This is a genomic window from Kitasatospora sp. NPDC001095 (assembly GCF_053598615.1).
The window spans coordinates 1-15,428 of record NZ_JBSFKQ010000047.1 but is presented as its reverse complement, the minus strand read 5'-3'; the positions used below and the strand labels follow the sequence as shown (position 1 = coordinate 15,428).

General features: G+C 64.0%; 22 protein-coding genes, 1 tRNA gene and 3 pseudogenes. 24 read left to right on the top strand and 2 right to left on the bottom strand.

Annotation, left to right across the window (positions count from 1 at the left end; all coding sequences use genetic code 11):
- Window positions 1–371 precede the first annotated feature (371 nt).
- From ACWDBB_RS28765 to ACWDBB_RS28665, 21 genes and pseudogenes are all read left to right on the top strand, one after another.
- Window positions 372–875: a hypothetical protein gene (locus ACWDBB_RS28765; RefSeq protein ID WP_449792364.1), complete on the top strand. Its 504-nt coding sequence runs from the start codon at window positions 372–374 to the stop codon at window positions 873–875.
- A 227-nt stretch (window positions 876–1,102) separates the two neighbouring features.
- Window positions 1,103–1,435: a hypothetical protein gene (locus tag ACWDBB_RS28760; protein ID WP_449792363.1), complete on the top strand. Its 333-nt coding sequence runs from the start codon at window positions 1,103–1,105 to the stop codon at window positions 1,433–1,435.
- A gap of 22 nt (window positions 1,436–1,457) precedes the next feature.
- On the top strand, window positions 1,458–2,207 hold the full coding sequence (locus ACWDBB_RS28755; RefSeq protein ID WP_449792362.1) for a PD-(D/E)XK nuclease family protein: 750 nt from the start codon (window positions 1,458–1,460) through the stop codon (window positions 2,205–2,207).
- A 100-nt stretch (window positions 2,208–2,307) separates the two neighbouring features.
- Window positions 2,308–3,123: an AAA family ATPase gene (locus tag ACWDBB_RS28750; protein WP_449792361.1), complete on the top strand. Its 816-nt coding sequence runs from the start codon at window positions 2,308–2,310 to the stop codon at window positions 3,121–3,123.
- A gap of 10 nt (window positions 3,124–3,133) precedes the next feature.
- On the top strand, window positions 3,134–3,472 hold the full coding sequence (locus ACWDBB_RS28745; protein ID WP_449792360.1) for a hypothetical protein: 339 nt from the start codon (window positions 3,134–3,136) through the stop codon (window positions 3,470–3,472).
- A 136-nt stretch (window positions 3,473–3,608) separates the two neighbouring features.
- Window positions 3,609–3,905, top strand: coding sequence for an endonuclease VII domain-containing protein (locus ACWDBB_RS28740; RefSeq protein ID WP_449792359.1), 297 nt, complete (start codon window positions 3,609–3,611; stop codon window positions 3,903–3,905).
- Window positions 3,902–4,087, top strand: a pseudogene (locus ACWDBB_RS28735) (CHC2 zinc finger domain-containing protein); the annotation flags it as partial. The gene ACWDBB_RS28740 and the pseudogene ACWDBB_RS28735, both read left to right, overlap by 4 nt.
- A gap of 49 nt (window positions 4,088–4,136) precedes the next feature.
- On the top strand, window positions 4,137–4,805 hold the full coding sequence (locus ACWDBB_RS28730; protein ID WP_449792358.1) for a topoisomerase: 669 nt from the start codon (window positions 4,137–4,139) through the stop codon (window positions 4,803–4,805).
- Between the two features lie 35 nt (window positions 4,806–4,840).
- Window positions 4,841–4,990 carry a hypothetical protein gene (locus ACWDBB_RS28725; RefSeq protein WP_449792357.1) on the top strand — a complete coding sequence of 50 codons (150 nt, stop codon included), beginning with the start codon at window positions 4,841–4,843 and terminating at the stop codon, window positions 4,988–4,990.
- The gene (locus ACWDBB_RS28720) at window positions 4,987–5,208 is read left to right on the top strand and encodes a DUF3310 domain-containing protein (protein ID WP_449792356.1); all 222 of its coding nucleotides are present in this window, start codon (window positions 4,987–4,989) and stop codon (window positions 5,206–5,208) included. Before ACWDBB_RS28725 ends, ACWDBB_RS28720 begins: the two co-directional genes overlap by 4 nt.
- Window positions 5,193–6,005 carry a metallophosphoesterase gene (locus tag ACWDBB_RS28715; RefSeq protein WP_449792355.1) on the top strand — a complete coding sequence of 271 codons (813 nt, stop codon included), beginning with the start codon at window positions 5,193–5,195 and terminating at the stop codon, window positions 6,003–6,005. Before ACWDBB_RS28720 ends, ACWDBB_RS28715 begins: the two co-directional genes overlap by 16 nt.
- A gap of 8 nt (window positions 6,006–6,013) precedes the next feature.
- A complete protein-coding gene (locus tag ACWDBB_RS28710) occupies window positions 6,014–6,568 on the top strand; it encodes a hypothetical protein (protein WP_449792421.1) in 555 nt (184 codons plus the stop codon).
- Window positions 6,565–6,774 carry a hypothetical protein gene (locus ACWDBB_RS28705; RefSeq protein WP_449792354.1) on the top strand — a complete coding sequence of 70 codons (210 nt, stop codon included), beginning with the start codon at window positions 6,565–6,567 and terminating at the stop codon, window positions 6,772–6,774. The genes ACWDBB_RS28710 and ACWDBB_RS28705 overlap by 4 nt, the downstream gene beginning before the upstream one ends.
- A gap of 10 nt (window positions 6,775–6,784) precedes the next feature.
- Window positions 6,785–7,297: a hypothetical protein gene (locus tag ACWDBB_RS28700; RefSeq protein WP_449792353.1), complete on the top strand. Its 513-nt coding sequence runs from the start codon at window positions 6,785–6,787 to the stop codon at window positions 7,295–7,297.
- A 70-nt stretch (window positions 7,298–7,367) separates the two neighbouring features.
- Complete coding sequence (locus ACWDBB_RS28695; RefSeq protein WP_449792352.1) at window positions 7,368–7,508, top strand: hypothetical protein; 141 nt, start codon at window positions 7,368–7,370, stop codon at window positions 7,506–7,508.
- Entirely contained in the window at window positions 7,508–7,687 is a 180-nt protein-coding gene (locus tag ACWDBB_RS28690) for a hypothetical protein (protein ID WP_449792351.1), read from the top strand. The genes ACWDBB_RS28695 and ACWDBB_RS28690 overlap by 1 nt, the downstream gene beginning before the upstream one ends.
- 72 nt (window positions 7,688–7,759) lie before the next feature.
- Window positions 7,760–9,493, top strand: coding sequence for a DNA polymerase (locus ACWDBB_RS28685; protein ID WP_449792350.1), 1,734 nt, complete (start codon window positions 7,760–7,762; stop codon window positions 9,491–9,493).
- Window positions 9,494–9,620: 127 nt separating this feature from the next.
- The gene (locus ACWDBB_RS28680) at window positions 9,621–9,866 is read left to right on the top strand and encodes a hypothetical protein (protein WP_449792349.1); all 246 of its coding nucleotides are present in this window, start codon (window positions 9,621–9,623) and stop codon (window positions 9,864–9,866) included.
- Window positions 9,847–10,029 (top strand): helix-turn-helix domain-containing protein, encoded by a 183-nt coding sequence (locus ACWDBB_RS28675; protein WP_449792348.1) that lies wholly within the window; start codon window positions 9,847–9,849, stop codon window positions 10,027–10,029. Before ACWDBB_RS28680 ends, ACWDBB_RS28675 begins: the two co-directional genes overlap by 20 nt.
- Window positions 10,030–10,089: 60 nt before the next feature.
- Window positions 10,090–10,644, top strand: coding sequence for a hypothetical protein (locus ACWDBB_RS28670; protein WP_449792347.1), 555 nt, complete (start codon window positions 10,090–10,092; stop codon window positions 10,642–10,644).
- 41 nt (window positions 10,645–10,685) lie between these two features.
- The gene (locus tag ACWDBB_RS28665) at window positions 10,686–11,927 is read left to right on the top strand and encodes a tyrosine-type recombinase/integrase (RefSeq protein WP_449792346.1); all 1,242 of its coding nucleotides are present in this window, start codon (window positions 10,686–10,688) and stop codon (window positions 11,925–11,927) included.
- Window positions 11,928–12,010: 83 nt separating this feature from the next.
- Here the strand turns inward: ACWDBB_RS28665 and ACWDBB_RS28660 are convergent.
- Window positions 12,011–12,098: transfer RNA gene (locus tag ACWDBB_RS28660), tRNA-Leu, on the bottom strand.
- Between the two features lie 291 nt (window positions 12,099–12,389).
- On the opposite strand from ACWDBB_RS28660, the gene ACWDBB_RS28655 reads away from it, so the two are divergent.
- The 3 genes and pseudogenes from ACWDBB_RS28655 to ACWDBB_RS28645 form a co-directional block, all read left to right on the top strand.
- A complete protein-coding gene (locus ACWDBB_RS28655) occupies window positions 12,390–13,721 on the top strand; it encodes a M20/M25/M40 family metallo-hydrolase (RefSeq protein ID WP_392914098.1) in 1,332 nt (443 codons plus the stop codon).
- A gap of 290 nt (window positions 13,722–14,011) precedes the next feature.
- On the top strand, window positions 14,012–14,251 hold the full coding sequence (locus ACWDBB_RS28650; RefSeq protein ID WP_449792345.1) for a chaplin: 240 nt from the start codon (window positions 14,012–14,014) through the stop codon (window positions 14,249–14,251).
- A 240-nt stretch (window positions 14,252–14,491) separates the two neighbouring features.
- Window positions 14,492–15,118, top strand: a pseudogene (locus ACWDBB_RS28645) (chaplin); the annotation flags it as partial.
- Window positions 15,119–15,310: 192 nt separating this feature from the next.
- On the opposite strand, the pseudogene ACWDBB_RS28640 reads toward ACWDBB_RS28645, so the two are convergent.
- Window positions 15,311–15,428: pseudogene (locus tag ACWDBB_RS28640) on the bottom strand (thiolase family protein); the annotation flags it as partial.

Sequence of the window (15,428 nt, the reverse complement as noted above, 5' to 3'; positions counted from 1 at the left end):
TGGCCCCGGCCGGATGCTGGTCTGGCAGCCGGGGCCGTTGGCTGGACTACAACCTTGAAGATTCAAATCTCAACAAGGGAGTCAAAACAGCACGTTCGGTTTATTTTTGTGACTCTCTGTACGGGGCGAGGATACTTTAGTGAAACCTTAGTGCCTGTTTGAGACTTCATCTCTTGTTTGTTCTCTCACTAAAGACGTATGTGTCCTTTGGGGAGGGCCCAGGACACAATCCGTTGAAGTGAGACGCGGGTCACATGATGGGTCGAACAAGCTTTCGACTGAGAAGGGTACTTGATTCGAGGTCACGGCTGGGCTAGGGTTGCCTGCACTTAACGAGGCGTACTAGCCGAAACTGGCAAGGGGAACCAAGAATGGCGAAACTGCCAGACGACTTGGAGCTTTCAAGGCTTTTTGCTCTCGGAGTTAAAAATAAGGAAATCGCCAAGAGGTACGATGTAACAGTTGCTGCCGTTGACTACAGGCTTCACCGACTCGGCTTGTGGAGAATGCCCACAATCAATCAGGTGAATTCCTTGATTGGCGAAATCTGGAAGGTGAAGGCAACAACTGGAGCGGGATCGCATCATAACCAGGGGCCGGTTCAGTATCTGAAATACTGGCTGAGGAGTCGGCTGGGGGATGCCCAGATGAGCGACCAGCAAATGGCACGGGGCTACCGCTTTGAACAGCGGCTCAGGAAAGAGCAGCTGGTCGTGGCTTACGACCCCGACTCGGTGGCCGGCTTCTCCTACGTGGCACGGCGTCCCAGCGATCGGTCACTAGTTGTTCGCTGGCCCGAAGGTTTGCCGGACCTCGCACCGGAAAAGATGGCGCTGTTGAGCCTTCCTGAGGATCATTCAGCCCCAGAGGATTAACGGGTCATCTAACCGTAAGACGACAGGTCCCACAAGTGTGGGGCCTGTTGTTTTTTCTGACGCTCCGTCGGATTACGGCGCGCCGACGGAGTGGTAACGATCATATAACGCGAGCGCCGGTGACCCTCACCACACTTGATTCGAGGTCGATGTCAGTATCGTGTGGGATAAGTTGTGGACGTCTCGCACTGAACGTGTCACGCTGTGTGGCCAAACGAGGAGGGGCAGTGCTTATCACGACAGCCAAGGATTCGAGCACCCACTTTGATCGGACTGCGTCAAGTCGACTGCGCGTGATGCGGTCGGACGGTCTTGTTGTGATCTATCACGCAAAATCCTCGATAGGGGAAGTCTGGGATGTCTGCTACGCCGACAATCTTGGCGAGGGAGATATAGCGGAACTAGTCGATCTGGAGGGGCAGTTGCTCGCCCGGTATGGTCGGCGGCTTGATGAGTTGATCGTTCGGCGGCTTGAGAATGCTTGGCCACACCCCGACTTCGCTGGCAGCCAAGCGCACACCTTTGTCCGAATATGCCCGAAAGTTGCACTCAATGTCTGATGTTCGAAATAAGCCGCGCTCTGTGAGCCAGGTTCTGTTGTACGAGGGCTGTGGAGAGCGGTACCGGCTCGGACGCGTGGAGGGGGAAACCCCTTTGCCGGCTGCCTGGTCTCACCATGGCACCGCGTTCCATGCGGCGGCCGAGGCCATCGAGCGCTCGGGGCGGCAGATGGGCGAGGAGGAAGCGGTCCAGTTGTTCAGTGACGAGTACGGGCGGCTGGTCAATGCGGCTTTGGATCGGGAGCCCAACACGAACCGCTGGCTGTCGGCGAGCGGAGGCGGCGGTCAGGACATTGAGCACCGGTACGTACTCGGCCAAGACCAGACCCGGCAGTACTGGGCGTGGACGCAGGAGCACCAGCCGGCCATCTGGGCTACGCCCGACGGTGAACCAGGTCTGGAACTCGGCTTCAACGTTGAACTGGGTGGCATCCAGGTCCGCGGCTTCATCGACCAACTGTTGACGGAGGTCGACGGCGCCGTACGGGTTCGGGACCTCAAGACGGGCAGCACCAAGTCGAGGTTCCAACTGGAAACGTACGCCGTTGCAATGCGGCTCGTTCATGATGTTGAGGTGCGAAAGGGGGACTGGTATCTCGCGAAGAGGGGAGGCCTGTCGCGCCCCGTGGACCTGAGTGAGGTGACGGGGGAGCAGGTTGGCGAGCGCTTCGCCGCGATGGATGGCGGGGTGAAGCGTGGGGATTTTCCGGCGAAGCCCGGGTTCCTCTGCCGCTTCTGTGACCTACAGCACAAGTGCTCTTTTTTTCGATAAAAACTTGATTCGAGGACACTCGCTCGACTAGGTTGTTCATCAAGGCGCCCCCGGGGGCTTTTTTTATCCAGCCAAACTTGATTCGAGGATGCAGGTTCGAATGTACTCTCTGGCACAGTCCGTAGCCATCAAGGGGGCGGCCGGCGAACCGATCCCGAACCCGTTCAAGGGCCTCAGCCAGATGGAGGTGGAGTTCCGGCGAGGCGAGTTCTCAATGGCGGCTGCCGGACCCGGTACGGGCAAGAGCTTGTTCGCTCTGAACCTCACGCTCGACGGCAACATGCCGGCCTTGTATTTCTCTGCCGACTCTGGGGCGGCGACGCAGCTCAGCAGGGCCACGGCCATCATCGCCGGGGCCGACGTGAGAGAGGTCAAGCGCCGGCTGCTGGAAGGTGACTTCGATGAGTACGCCGAAATCCTCGGTAGGCGCTGGTGGGTCCGATTCGTTTACGAAGCCAGGCCTTCGCTGGCCGACCTAGAGGTGACCCTCGCGGCCTACTTCGAGGTCTTCGGGTGTTACCCGCATCTGATCGTCGTCGACAACATCACCAATATCGATGTCGGAAACATAGGCGATGCGGAAAGCTTCACTTTCAGCCTGGAAGGGTTGTGTGAATACCTCGCCGAGATGGCCCGGGAAACCCGGGCTCACGTCCTCGCACTTCACCACGTGACGGGCGAACACTCCGACGGCACGAAGCCTATTCCGCTTTCCGGAGTGAAGGGCAAGATCGGCCGAGTCCCATCGCTGATCCTGACCATTCACAAGGAGATCGACGGCATGGACGGGAGGCTACTGCACATCTCGCCTGTGAAAAATCGCGAGGGATTCGAGGATTCCTCCGGCCAGACCTACAGCAGTTACGAACTTGACCGCGTCAGCCTGCGCCTCGTGCCGGCCGACGCCTCATTCTGAGGGGGATTCAATGAACGCGTGCGGTTACACCATCGACCGGGAGATCGTGGATGTGCTCCTGGACCAGGAGCCGACCATCACCGCTGAGGCGATCCGGGAGGCCGGCGGGGGCCTGGTCGCCGTGGTCCTCACCGTGGAGGACCGGCGCCGGCTCCGGCTGCGACGTCTGGCGAAGGACCTGCTTCGACTCGGCGACTCCTTCCAGGTCGCGGCCATCTCGGTCCGCAGTCGTGACGGCAAGCGCGATTGGGCGGTGGTCCCGCTCAGCATGCTCCAGGGACTCGCCCGGGATCTGACCGACCTCCAGCAGCAGCTGTACCTGGAGGCAATGCTGCGGAAGCGTGGCTGAGCCGCGCAAGGGCTACCGACTGTGCACAGGCTGTGGAAAGCACCGGGCGGATCGGTTCTTCACCGGTACCCGAGGCCGTGTCTGCTTGACCTGCAAGCGGGGCCGGCGAAAGACGGCAGCCCGGAACGCGCGCCTGGTGGCCACCTACGGACTGACCTCCGAGGAGTACGGCCTCCTCCTGGCCGCCCAGGGCGGCCGGTGTGCGATCTGTCAGGAGACCCGCCGCGGAAATCTGGCGGTCGACCACTGCCACCGGACCGAGGCAATCCGGGGCCTCCTCTGCAACCGATGCAACGGACAGCTGCTCGCCCGAGGGGCGAGAGACCGTCCCGACGTACTGCGGCGGGCCGCCGATTACCTGGAGGACTTTCCGGCCTGGCGCGTGCTGGGGCCGCGCTACACCTACGACAAAAAGCATGAGGGGGAGGGATGAAGCCGCCCATTGGCGCTGTGCTGGAGCACTTCTACGGAATCCAAGTCGACACGGCCCGGCCAGGCTGGCAAAAAGTTCTTTGCCCTCTGCACTCGGAGTCACATCCCAGTGCTTCGGTGAACACCGAGAGGGCTCGGTGGGGCTGTTTCGTCTGTGACGTCTCGGAGGACGGTATCGACGTCATTCGGAGGGAGTTGAGTATTGGGTTCAGGGAAGCGTGTGAATTCGCACGTGAGCGGTTCGGTGGAAGCGGCGAAGAGCTACCACCAGCAGTACCGGGGAAGCCCGGCCGAGGCCTATATGGCCGCCCGCGGACTGGCGGAAGTGGCGCCCAGGTTTGGGGTGGGGTACGCCGGTTCGGCTCAAATTGGCCATGAACGATACCGGGGCATGCTGGCCATCCCCTATCGACGGCCGGCAGGCGGCGAGCACGGAGTAGCCACCATCCGATTCAGGTGCATCCGAGATTCCTGCGTGAAGGACGAGACCGGAGCCTACCTCGCGCCGAACCGTAAGGAGAAGCACGAGGGGCACGGCAAGTACCAATCCCTCCCCGGGGATGGTCCTCGGCTGTACAACACCGGTTCTTTGATTATCCCCTCTCCCTATATTGCGGTCTCCGAGGGGGAGTTCGACACCCAGGCGTCGGAACTGGCAGGGGTGCCCTGTGTGGGCGTTCAGGGAACAGGAGCATGGGAGCCCCATTTCTCGCTCCCATTGGTTGGATATGAGCGCGTCTTCCACGTAGCCGACGGTGACGAAGCCGGGATTAAGGCAGCGGAGAAACGATCGACTCAAACGCCGAATGGGGTTGTGATCCAGCTCGGCGACGGCCACGACATCAATTCGTTCATCCACACGGAAGGTGTGGATTCCTACCGAAAGAAGCTCGGCCTTTGATCAGCAAGTGGAAGACCTCTGGAACTCGCGTTCGCGTGACTGCGGACGACCCTACTCAAGGATGGCTCGGCACCATCCACGTGCCGAACTACGCCGAGTTCCTACCCGCCACGTCCGTACTCCTGGACGACGACCCGGACCCGAGCCCTGCCTTCTACGCGGATGACGAACTGGAGGCCGTATGACGGGTGACCCGGTAAACCATCCGGACCACTACACGTGGCTGCCCGTGGAGGTCATCGAGATCACCCGACATTTCAGCTTTGTTCGGGGAAACGCCCTCAAGTACCTGCTACGAGCCGGGAGGAAGGGTGAGGCCCTCCAGGACCTCCGGAAGGCCCGCTGGTACCTCAACGACGAAATCCGACAGCTCGAAAAGGAGGCCGCTTGCGGCGGATCGTAGTAATCTCTGACCTCCAGATGCCGTTTGAGGACAAGCGGGCTCTGAGGAATCTCATCCAGTTCATCGCGGAATACCAGCCCGATGAGGTCGTACAGATCGGCGACGCGACCGACTACCCTGCCCCGTCCCGGTGGTCAGCCGGCACCGCGGCCGAGTACGACGGTGGTGTGCAGCGGGATTCGCGCTACACCGTTAAGAACCTGATCCAGCCGATCAGCGAGGTCTTCGACGGACCGAAGAAGATCCTCGGGGGCAACCACGATGAGCGCCCGGAGAAGTACCTCCTATCGCGCGCACCGGCGCTTGGCCGGGACGATACGGCATACAAGATGGAGAACCTCCTAGCTCTAACAGAGCACGGCTGGGAGAAGGTAGCCCCGTATTACCCGATTGCACCCGGCTGGGTGGCAGTGCACGGCCACGAGTCCCCGGGGATGAGTCAGGTACCCGGGGCAACCGCGAGGCTGAAGGCGGTGAAGGCCGGTACGAGCGTGATCATGGGACACACTCACCGGCTTGCCATTTCTCCTCACACCACCGGCCACAACGGGCGGCTGACCACGATCTACGGATTTGAAGTCGGTCATCTGATGGATGTCCGGCAGGCCGAGTATTTGAAGAACGGCCCTGCCAACTGGCAGTCCGGGTTCGGCCTCCTCTACGCCGGAAAGTACTCGGCTACTCCGCAGGCCATTCCGGTGGAACGAGACGGGAGCTTCGTGGTCGAGGGCCAGCGGTATGGGGAGATCAAGCGGACTGGAGGAAGGTTCGCATCACGAAAGGGGGAGGCTGCCTAGTGGCAGAAATGGACTGGGAGAAGGTTATCGACATCTCCCGCAAGGTGGCCGGTGAACTGGCCCGGAAGTGGCCCGTGGTCGAGGCGGACGACGTCCACCAGGAGATCATGCTCCACATGATGGAGCAACGGAGCCATCTGGAAACGCGAGCCGACGACCACGATTTCCTACGGCAGGTCGCGTGGAGGACCGCAAAGTCCTATGCGTCTCGGGAACAGATGCAGAAGGACCTGATGGACGGCCAGTACTTCTATACGCCGGATGAGGTTCGGATGACCCTGCGGTCTTTTATTTACACGGATGAGGAAATCGGGGAGATGATCGGCAGGAAGGACGATCTCACTCAGTGTCGAATCGGCGACAACATCACGAGCGCCAGAATCGACGCCGGGGTCGGCCTGCGGAAGCTGAAGCCCGAATACCGGGAGGCCGTGACCCGGACCTACATCTACGGTCTCCCGCCAGCCTCCGCTGGCGAGGCCAAGACCGCTCAGCGGGGCGTTGATGCGCTCAGCGTTGCGATGAACGCCCATATCCGCAGCAAGACGCGGGCGGGCCGATGACCGAGACGCGCAAGCAGTACACCAGGGCATCCGATACCGCCAATTTCGCGGCCACCGTGATTTACGACAACAAGCCCGACAGCCAGACCTATCTGATGATCTCCGCCCCGTCCGGGGTCCTGGAGGTACTGCTCGCCGACGAAGACGTGCGGGCGCTGGTCCGGATGCTGTCCGAGGCCGAGTACGCCGTTCCCGCCCCGTTCTGAGGAGCATCAGTTGAACTACCCCAACCCGTTCGATGAGAAATCGCCGTGGGACGAGCCGTCGTCCCCGACCGCAAACTCCACCATCCCCAACGCCGAGGAGGCGCCTGTGACCCAGACCCCGACCAACACCCAGCCCCCCGAGAACGTCACGCTCTCCTTCAAGGGCGGGGCCGGCTACGACGCCTCGCTCCTGGTGCTGCGAGCCGGCAGCGTTGGCGAGATGGACGCGCTACTTCGCACCGAGTCCGCGGCACTCAAGAGCCTGCTGGAGCAGGCCGCCAAGGTGCAGGCCTTCAACACCGGCCTCAACTCCCCGGCTAACGCCGGTACATCCCCCAAGAAGTTCGAGAACGGCAAGGTCGTCAGCAAGTCACCCGCGGGGCTCGGTGACGACACCTGCGAGCACGGCCGGAAGCTGGTCGACAAGGGCACCTGGAGCGCACTGTTCTGCCAGGCCCCGAACAAGGCCGCACAGTGCCCGCCGCTGTGGAAGCAGGACGACGGCAGCTTCAAGGCGAAGTAGCAAGAGGGATACCCCGCGACCTCGGGGGCCGGGACTCTGCCCGGCCCCCACTTCATCCCCAAGGAGCCCTTTGCACAAGGCATTTGCCGCCACCGTGGCCGTACTCGCGCTGCTGATGTCATCCCTCTGGATCTGGGCCTCGGCACCCTGCTCGCTGTGGTCCTGGTCCCGCGTCGGTGACATGCCGGCCCGCTGCCTGCTGGAGCGCTGATGGGCGCTGACGAGTACCTGGTCGAGGGCCTGGACAACGGTGGCGTCGTCCTGACACACGCGCTCTGCGCTGGCCTCGCCGCAGCCGGCGGCTGCTACTGCTGCGACGACAACACCGTGACCCTGGCTCAACTGGTCGTAGCCAGCGAACTGCACTCCTGCGAGGAGGAACCGATTTAGGAGAAACCCATTCAGGTCATCACCTACCGAATCAAGCGACAGGCGGTCCGAATAAACGTCTGCGAGGACGTGATGGACCTCTGGCCCTTCATTGACTGGGTCCAGGAGAACCCGGTCCTGGGCTACGACACCGAGACCACCGGCCTCAACTGGTGGGACTGGGACCGGGATTTCCGGTGCCGACTCGCACAGTTCGGCAATGCAACGGAATCCTGGGTACTCCCCGTTGAGATTGACCCGGAGTTCGCCGAGGCCGCTGCCTGGGCCCTCCGGCGAGCTCATCGGGTCATTGCTCACAACGCCAATTTCGACGCACACGTGGCCGAGGTTGCATTCGGAGTCACCCTGGAGGAACTGGCCCCGAGACTTCTCTGCACCAAGATTTCCGCGCACCTCGTTGACCCTCGGGCCGTCAAGGAGCACGGGCCCGGCCTGAAACTGGAGGAGCTGACCAAGCACTACATCTCCGCCTCGCTGGCTACCGAAGTCAAGGGCTCGATGACCCAAATCGCCAAACGCTACCGGGTCAAGAAGGAGGAGATCTGGTCTCGGGTCTGGACGTTTGATGAGGAATTCCTCCTCTACGCGGGCATGGACCCCGTTCTCGCCTATCGGCTATTCCACATCCTGTACCCGCTGATTCCGCTCCGGTCCAAGCGCAAGGGGCTGTTCAGTTGGGAACACCGTTTGGCCTTCGTCATGGCGCTGGTCGAACGAACCGGCTACCTGGTGGACGAGGAGTATGCCGAGGCTCGAATAGCGGAGCTGCTGGCCGAGGAAGAGAAGTGGAAGGAGGTGGCCCGGAGCTTCGGCGTTGAGAACGTCAACTCGAACCAGCAGCTGATTGAGGCCTTCACCGGATTCGGCGTCAAGCTGACCAAGCGGACGGCTAAAAAGAACCTAGCCATGGATGCGGAAGTCCTGGACTCCATCGACCATCCGCTCGCCGAGGCCGTCAAGAAGGCCACCAAGGCAGGTAAGTGGCGGGCCACCTGGTTCGAAAATGCCTTGAAGGGCCGGGACTCGCAAGGGCGGGTGCACGGATCCATTAATTCCGTCGGTGCCAGGACGGCACGGATGTCAATCTCCGGGAGCATCGCGGCACAGACATTCCCCGCAGGAGACGGTTATGTGCGGCATATGTTCCTGGCGGAAGAAGGCCATGTCACAGTCTCGATCGACTACGCAAACATGGAACTCAGGTTCCTGTGTGCGGAATCCCAGGACCCAGTCATGATTGACGCCTTCCTCCATGACAAGGACCTCCATCAGATCACCGCGGACGCCGCCGGCGTTTCCCGGAAGATCGGCAAGATGGCGAACTTCCTAACGGTATTCGGCGGAGGTCCAAGGGCCCTGGCCCAGCAGGCCGGCATCAGTCAGGTGGTTGCAAAGAGAACCCTTGACGCCTTCAACTCGACCTATACCCGTGTGGGTGAGCTGGCCGACAAGCTCTCCCAACAGGCCCGCAAGTGCGGGCACATCTTCACCGTCACCGGTCGAAGGCTGCCAGTCGACCCGGGGCGCGTATACGCGGCCCAGAATTACTATGTGCAGTCGGGAAGTCGGGACATCACCGCTCGTGGGGTCCTGGAGCTGCACAAGGCAGGCTACACACCGTGGATTCGGCTCGTAATTCACGACGAGATCGTTTTCTCATTCCCGAGGGAACGAGCAGGGGAGCTGACAAAGCAGGCCGCCGAGATCATGGGATTCACCGTCCGCGGAGTCCGGGTGCCCGCGGAGGGCGAAATCGGAGAACGAAGCTGGGGAAGTGTGCTCGACAAGGAAGGGAGCAAGCACTGATCGAAGACGATATCCAGGACTGCGAGTGGTGCGAGAACAACGAGTCGTACGGGCTTTTCGATCTGAACGGCGGAGAAGCTGGCCTGTGCTGGCTGTGTGCGGAAGACAACGGAGTGGGGGACTGCGGGTGAGCGAGAACAACGAGAACGAGGACTTTAGCCAACTGCTGGCCGGCCTGGAGGACCAGTTCGGCAAGGCCCTGCTCGTGCAGCGGGCCGAGACCGCCGTCCTGGTCGCAGAGTTCTCCGGAGCCGTCTACCGGGCTGCCGTCAGCAGCGGCGTCCCAGCCGAACTGGCCCAGGCGATGGCGGCCGGCTACTGGGACGTGGAGATGGGCGAGGCCGATCCTCAGGATGCAGCAGAGGAGGAGTGACCTGGACAGGATGCTGAGCGTGGACGACGTGGCCGCCTACCTACGGAAACCGCGGTCGTGGGTCTACGGCAACTGGCGCGCTGTTGGGATCCCGTTCAAGCGGGTGGGCAGCCAGTTGCGGTGTCGGCCTGCCGACCTGGAGCGGTGGCTCGACGACCTCTGAGTGACACGTATCACATAATGAACCTGCGGCAATGAGTTCAATATGATCTAAGGTCATGACATGACCTCAGGAACGAGCGAGCCGCACGTACAACGGGACGCCGGCGGTGGGCTGGTGTGGGAGGCCGACTACGGGCCTTGGCACGTGGAAGCCCGCATGCCCTCCGCAGGCGTCCCGTTCATCGGACCGTCTGAGCTGACCATCCGTCTGTCCGCTGGTGGGGCTGACGGGGCGGTGGCCCAGGCGCGGGAGACGGACGGTATCCCGGCCAGCTTGCTGCGGCAGATTCCCCTAGCGGAGATCAAGACCCAAGCCCGCGCCATGCTGGCGCAGGAACAGGGGCAGGGCCCGACACCGGACAGGCCGTGGCCGGTGCCGGCGCGTTGCCGGACGGAGCTGGACTACGCCCTTCTGGTGGCCGAGTTGGTCCGGATGAGGGCGACAGGGACCACGGCACCGCAGCAGTCCCTTGCGGATCGCCTTGGCATCGGCAAGCCGACCCTGTCGGAGCGCGTGAAACGGGCCCGGACGCTCGGCCTGTGGGATGGGAAGCAGCTCACCGACAAAGCATCGGGACTGCTTTCCGAGTGGAAGAAGGAACGAGAGGAGCAGTAGGAGCAGTGGCGAAGCGCGGTAACGGGCTCGGGGGGACTCCAGTGGAGATCGTCCGCAAGGGCCGGCCAAACACCTGGGGCGTCCGAACGCCCGTTCACTTCAATCCCGCGGCCGGCAAGAACGATCGGTATTGGATAGGTCGCAACTACAAGAACAAGACCGAGGCAGAGAAGGCCCTCAGCAAGTGGATCGCTGACTTCGAGGAAGGAGACCTCACCCCTCGGTCGGACATGACCGTGGGACAGCTCATGGACCGGTGGCTGAAGCAGCACCGAGGAGAAGACACCACTCGGCAGGGATACGAGCCGAAGGTACGGCTGCACATCAAGCCACACCTTGGCTCCGTGAAGGTGGTGGAAGTCACCGATGATCGACTGGATGACTTCTACCGGATGCTGGAGACGACTCCGAGCCCGACGAAGGGCGGGAAGCCGCTGGGGCCCAAGAGTGTCCGGCACATCCACAATGCGCTCTCGGCCGCCTTCGAGACCGTCACCGGTCCCCGGAAGCTGTTGAAGACCAACCCGGTCCACACGGCGAACCCCCCGACCGAACGGCAGATCAAGGCCGCGGAGCCCACCTTTCCGACCCTGAACGATGCGGAAACGGCTCACTTCCTCGGCGAGATCTGGAAGCCCTGCGGCAACAGGGCCTGCGATGGCCGCACACATCACTGTCTTCGGGATGCACCGCTGTGGACCTCCTACGCGGCAACCTCGTGCCGTCGGAGTGAGGTGCTGGGGTGGATGTGGGACCTCATCGATTGGGACACGGGCTCTATCAAACTCAGGTGGGTGGTGGTCGAGGAGGGCAATACCTTCCGGCTTCGGAAGCTGACGAAGGACGGGGACGACGATGCAGTGATCTACGTGGACCCGGCGCTCCTGAAGGTTCTGAGATGGCAGTGGGAGCGCCAGCAGGAGGAGAAGGCCCGGCTGGGGTCGACTTGGGTGGAGCACGGCTTGGTGTTCGCCCGGGACGGTTTCAAGCTCCAGAAGGACCGCCAAGCTGGCGGCCCGCAGGACCCGGAGAAGGTGTCCGCCCGGTGGCGGACCGCTCGGAACAGGCTCCACCTACCGGAGGACTTCCGGTTGCATGACTGGCGAGGGTCGAAGATCACGAACGACCTCGACAACAAGGAGAACCCGGTAGAGGTCTCCGCCAATGCCCGGCACCACTCGCCGGGCTACACGATGGCCCGGTACGGGCGTCGGCGTCCCGAGGGCGCCATCAAGCTGGCCGCTTCGAGTGCCAGCCGGATTGGTCTCGCGACCCTGGTCTGACCAAGATCATTTCTGTTGGTCATCCTGTTGGTCACGCGAGTGTCCAGAAAAGCAAAAAACCCTTGATAAACAAGGGTCCCTGCTGGTGTCCGAGGGGGGACTTGAACCCCCACGCCCGATAAAGGGCACTAGCACCTCAAGCTAGCGCGTCTGCCATTCCGCCACCCGGACCGGGTGTCGTCCTCGCGGCTTCCGATCTCTCGTCCGTCGCGCTGACAGATGTAACTGTAGCAAAGATCGGCTTGGGGTCCCAAAACGGTTCCCGGAGGAGCGGCGGGACCGGTGGCGGGGGCAAGGGAAGGTGTGTGGCGGGGGCGTGACCAGGGGGTTTCGGGAGCATGCGGGGGGTGGATCGGGATCGGGGGCTGGGGGAGGATGGGCGGACGTGCTCGTACGGCCCGGGTGCAGATCCCGGGGGTGGCGCGCTGGTGCGTCGGTGCGGGCCCAAGACGAGGAGTGACCGTGAGCGAGCGGAGCGAGTCGGCGGCGCCGAAGGTGACGGCTGAGTCGGAGGTCGCCGAGATCTGTCGCGATCTGATCCGGATCGACACCAGCAACTACGGGGACGGCTCCGGGCCGGGCGAGCGGAAGGCCGCCGAGTACGTGGCCGAACAGCTCGCCGAGTTCGGGCTGGAGCCGAAGATCTTCGAGTCGGCCAAGGGGCGGGCCTCCACCGTGGTCCGGATCGAGGGCGAGGACCGCTCCCGCCCGGGCCTGCTGATCCACGGCCACACCGACGTGGTGCCGGCCAACGCCGCGGACTGGACGTACGACCCGTTCGGCGGCGAGATCGCGGACGGCTGCGTCTGGGGGCGCGGCGCGGTCGACATGAAGGACATGGACGCGATGACCCTGGCGGTCATCCGCGACCGCCTGCGCACCGGGCGCAAGCCCCCGCGCGACATCGTGCTGGCCTTCCTCGCCGACGAGGAGGCCGGCGGCACCTACGGGGCGCGCTTCCTGGTGGACAAGCACCCGGGGCTGTTCGAGGGCGTGACCGAGGCGATCGGAGAGGTCGGCGGCTTCTCCTTCACCGTCAACGACCAGGTCCGCCTCTACCTGGTGGAGACGGCCGAGAAGGGCATGCACTGGATGCGCCTGACGGTCGAGGGCCGGGCCGGCCACGGCTCGATGGAGAACGACGACAACGCGATCACCGAGCTGTGCGAGGCGGTCGCCCGGCTCGGTCGGCACCAGTTCCCGTTGCGGATCACCAAGACCGTCCGGGCCTTCCTGGACGAGCTGTCGGACGCGCTCGGGGTCGAGCTGGACCCGGAGAACATGGACGAGACGCTGCGCGTGCTCGGCGGCATCGCCAAGATGATCGGCACCACGCTGCGCAACACCGCCCAGCCGACCATGCTCGGCGCGGGCTACAAGGTGAACGTGATCCCCGGTCAGGCCACCGCGCACGTGGACGGGCGCTTCCTGCCCGGCTACGAGGAGGAGTTCCTGGCCGAGCTGGACAGCGTGCTCGGCCCGCGCGTGAAGCGCGAGAGCCTGCACTCGGACAAGGCGATCGAGACCGGCTTCGACGGTGCGCTCGTCGAGGCGATGCAGACCGCGCTGCGCGCCGAGGACCCGATCGCCCGCGCGGTGCCGTACTGCCTGTCCGGCGGGACGGACGCCAAGTCCTTCCAGGACCTGGGCATCCGCTGCTTCGGCTTCGCGCCGCTCCAGCTGCCGCCGGAGCTGGACTTCGCCGGGATGTTCCACGGGGTGGACGAGCGGGTGCCGGTGGACGGCCTGAAGTTCGGCGCCCGGGTGCTGGACCGCTTCATCGACGCCTGCTGAGCGCGTGTCGGGTGCCCTGCTGAGGGCGCTGCCGGAGGCCTGATCAGGCGACTGGGTCGGCCCGTTCCCGGAGCTTCGGGAGCGGGCCGACCGCATTGTCGGAGCTGATGATTGTGGGATGGGAAACAGAAGATCGACAGAAGCGATTCTGCAGAGAATTCCAGGCTGATCATTTGTGCGAGACCTCACCGCTGCGAGTGAATGGGAGATCCGTTCCGTACCCCATTTGCCGCAGCGTCGTTCATCCCTGTGTGGCCCGCCGAACGGGTTGCGTTGTCCATACAGGAGGAATGATGAAGGTCAAGAAGATCGCCGCTGTCACCGCCGCCACCGGCGGCCTGGTGCTCGCCGCCGCCGGTGTCGCGTCGGCTCACGCCGACGCCGAGGGTGTGGCCGCCGGTTCCCCGGGTGTCCTCTCCGGCAACCAGATCCAGGTCCCGGTGCACGTCCCGCTCAACGTCTGCGGCAACACCATCAGCGTCGTCGGCGTGCTGAACCCGGCGTTCGGCAACCACTGCGCCAACGTCTGATTCGACCTCCGGGCCGGCGGGGCCTGTTGAGCCGATTCGATCCGGCCCCCGGGCGGCGGACGCGCCGCACCGGGGGCGTTCGCGTCCCCGACGGATACACGGGGTCCGACACAATCGCTCGATCGGGTGAAGCCGATTCGTTCGACTCAACCTCCCCGTTGGCCCCTCGTTAACTCGTGTGCAGTCGAAGCCCTTGCGTGATTTACGGATCTACCGAAATTCCGACTTTTTTGAAGGTTCATGTCAAGGTCGACACGTCGTCTCGAAATGTCAGGGGAAAACATGAGGAATGTAGCCAAGAAGGGGATCCTCACGGCCGTGGCCACCGGCAGTGTGCTGGCCTCGACCGCCGGCTACGCCTACGCGGGGGGAACCGAGGCACAGGGGGTCGCCGCCGGTTCGGCGGGCGTCGTCTCGGGCAACTCGGTGCAGGTGCCGATCGAGGTGCCGATCAACGCCTGCGGCAACACGCTCGACGTGGTCGGCCTGCTGAACCCGTCCTTCGGCAACCGCTGCGCCAACGTCAACGGCGGCGGGGGCCACCAGGCGTCCAAGCCCTCCCAGGGCGGCCAGCCCGGCGGCTCGGGCGCCACCGGCGGTGGCCAGGCCGGCAGCGGCACCGGCGGTTCCGGCACCACCGGGATTCCGGGTACCAGCGGGATTCCCGGCACCGCCGGGATCCCGGGCACGAGTGGGATCCCCGGCACCACCGGAGTCCCCGGCACCACGGGCATCCCGGCTACCGCCGGCATCCCGGACGCCGCCACGGTGCCGGGTGCGAGCGCCTCCGGTGTCGCCGCCAACTCGCCGGGCGTGCTCTCCGGCAACAGCGTCCAGGCGCCGGTCGACGTCCCGGTCAACGCCTGCGGCAACTCGGTGAACGTGGCTGGTGTCGGCAACCCGGCCTTCGGCAACCAGTGCGCCAACGTCGAGCAGGCCGTCCCGGTCACCCCGGCCCCGCCGGCCGAGGGCTGCGCCGAGGCCTGCCCGACCCCGCCACAGGTCTCCGCCGAGGAGGTGCCGAACGTCGCGCGCACCGGCGCTCCGGACACCGCCGCCGACACCGCCGTCGCGGCGCCCGCCGCGGGACTTCGGCAGCAGGTGCGGGGCGTTGGTCATCGACTCCTGGCCGCCGGCCACCACGATGTCGAACTCGCCGGCCCGGATCAGCTGGTCG

What these genes read in the sequence shown, in the direction of transcription:
- ACWDBB_RS28705 (WP_449792354.1), top strand. Translation starts at nt 6,565, where the DNA reads ATGACCGAGACGCGCAAGCAGTACACCAGGGCATCCGATACCGCCAAT.
- ACWDBB_RS28765 (WP_449792364.1), top strand. Translation starts at nt 372, where the DNA reads ATGGCGAAACTGCCAGACGACTTGGAGCTTTCAAGGCTTTTTGCTCTC.
- ACWDBB_RS28685 (WP_449792350.1), top strand. Translation starts at nt 7,760, where the DNA reads ATGGACCTCTGGCCCTTCATTGACTGGGTCCAGGAGAACCCGGTCCTG.
- ACWDBB_RS28690 (WP_449792351.1), top strand. Translation starts at nt 7,508, where the DNA reads ATGGGCGCTGACGAGTACCTGGTCGAGGGCCTGGACAACGGTGGCGTC.
- ACWDBB_RS28750 (WP_449792361.1), top strand. Translation starts at nt 2,308, where the DNA reads ATGTACTCTCTGGCACAGTCCGTAGCCATCAAGGGGGCGGCCGGCGAA.
- ACWDBB_RS28745 (WP_449792360.1), top strand. Translation starts at nt 3,134, where the DNA reads ATGAACGCGTGCGGTTACACCATCGACCGGGAGATCGTGGATGTGCTC.
- ACWDBB_RS28675 (WP_449792348.1), top strand. Translation starts at nt 9,847, where the DNA reads ATGCAGCAGAGGAGGAGTGACCTGGACAGGATGCTGAGCGTGGACGAC.
- ACWDBB_RS28650 (WP_449792345.1), top strand. Translation starts at nt 14,012, where the DNA reads ATGATGAAGGTCAAGAAGATCGCCGCTGTCACCGCCGCCACCGGCGGC.
- ACWDBB_RS28670 (WP_449792347.1), top strand. Translation starts at nt 10,090, where the DNA reads ATGACCTCAGGAACGAGCGAGCCGCACGTACAACGGGACGCCGGCGGT.
- ACWDBB_RS28710 (WP_449792421.1), top strand. Translation starts at nt 6,014, where the DNA reads ATGGACTGGGAGAAGGTTATCGACATCTCCCGCAAGGTGGCCGGTGAA.
- ACWDBB_RS28720 (WP_449792356.1), top strand. Translation starts at nt 4,987, where the DNA reads ATGACGGGTGACCCGGTAAACCATCCGGACCACTACACGTGGCTGCCC.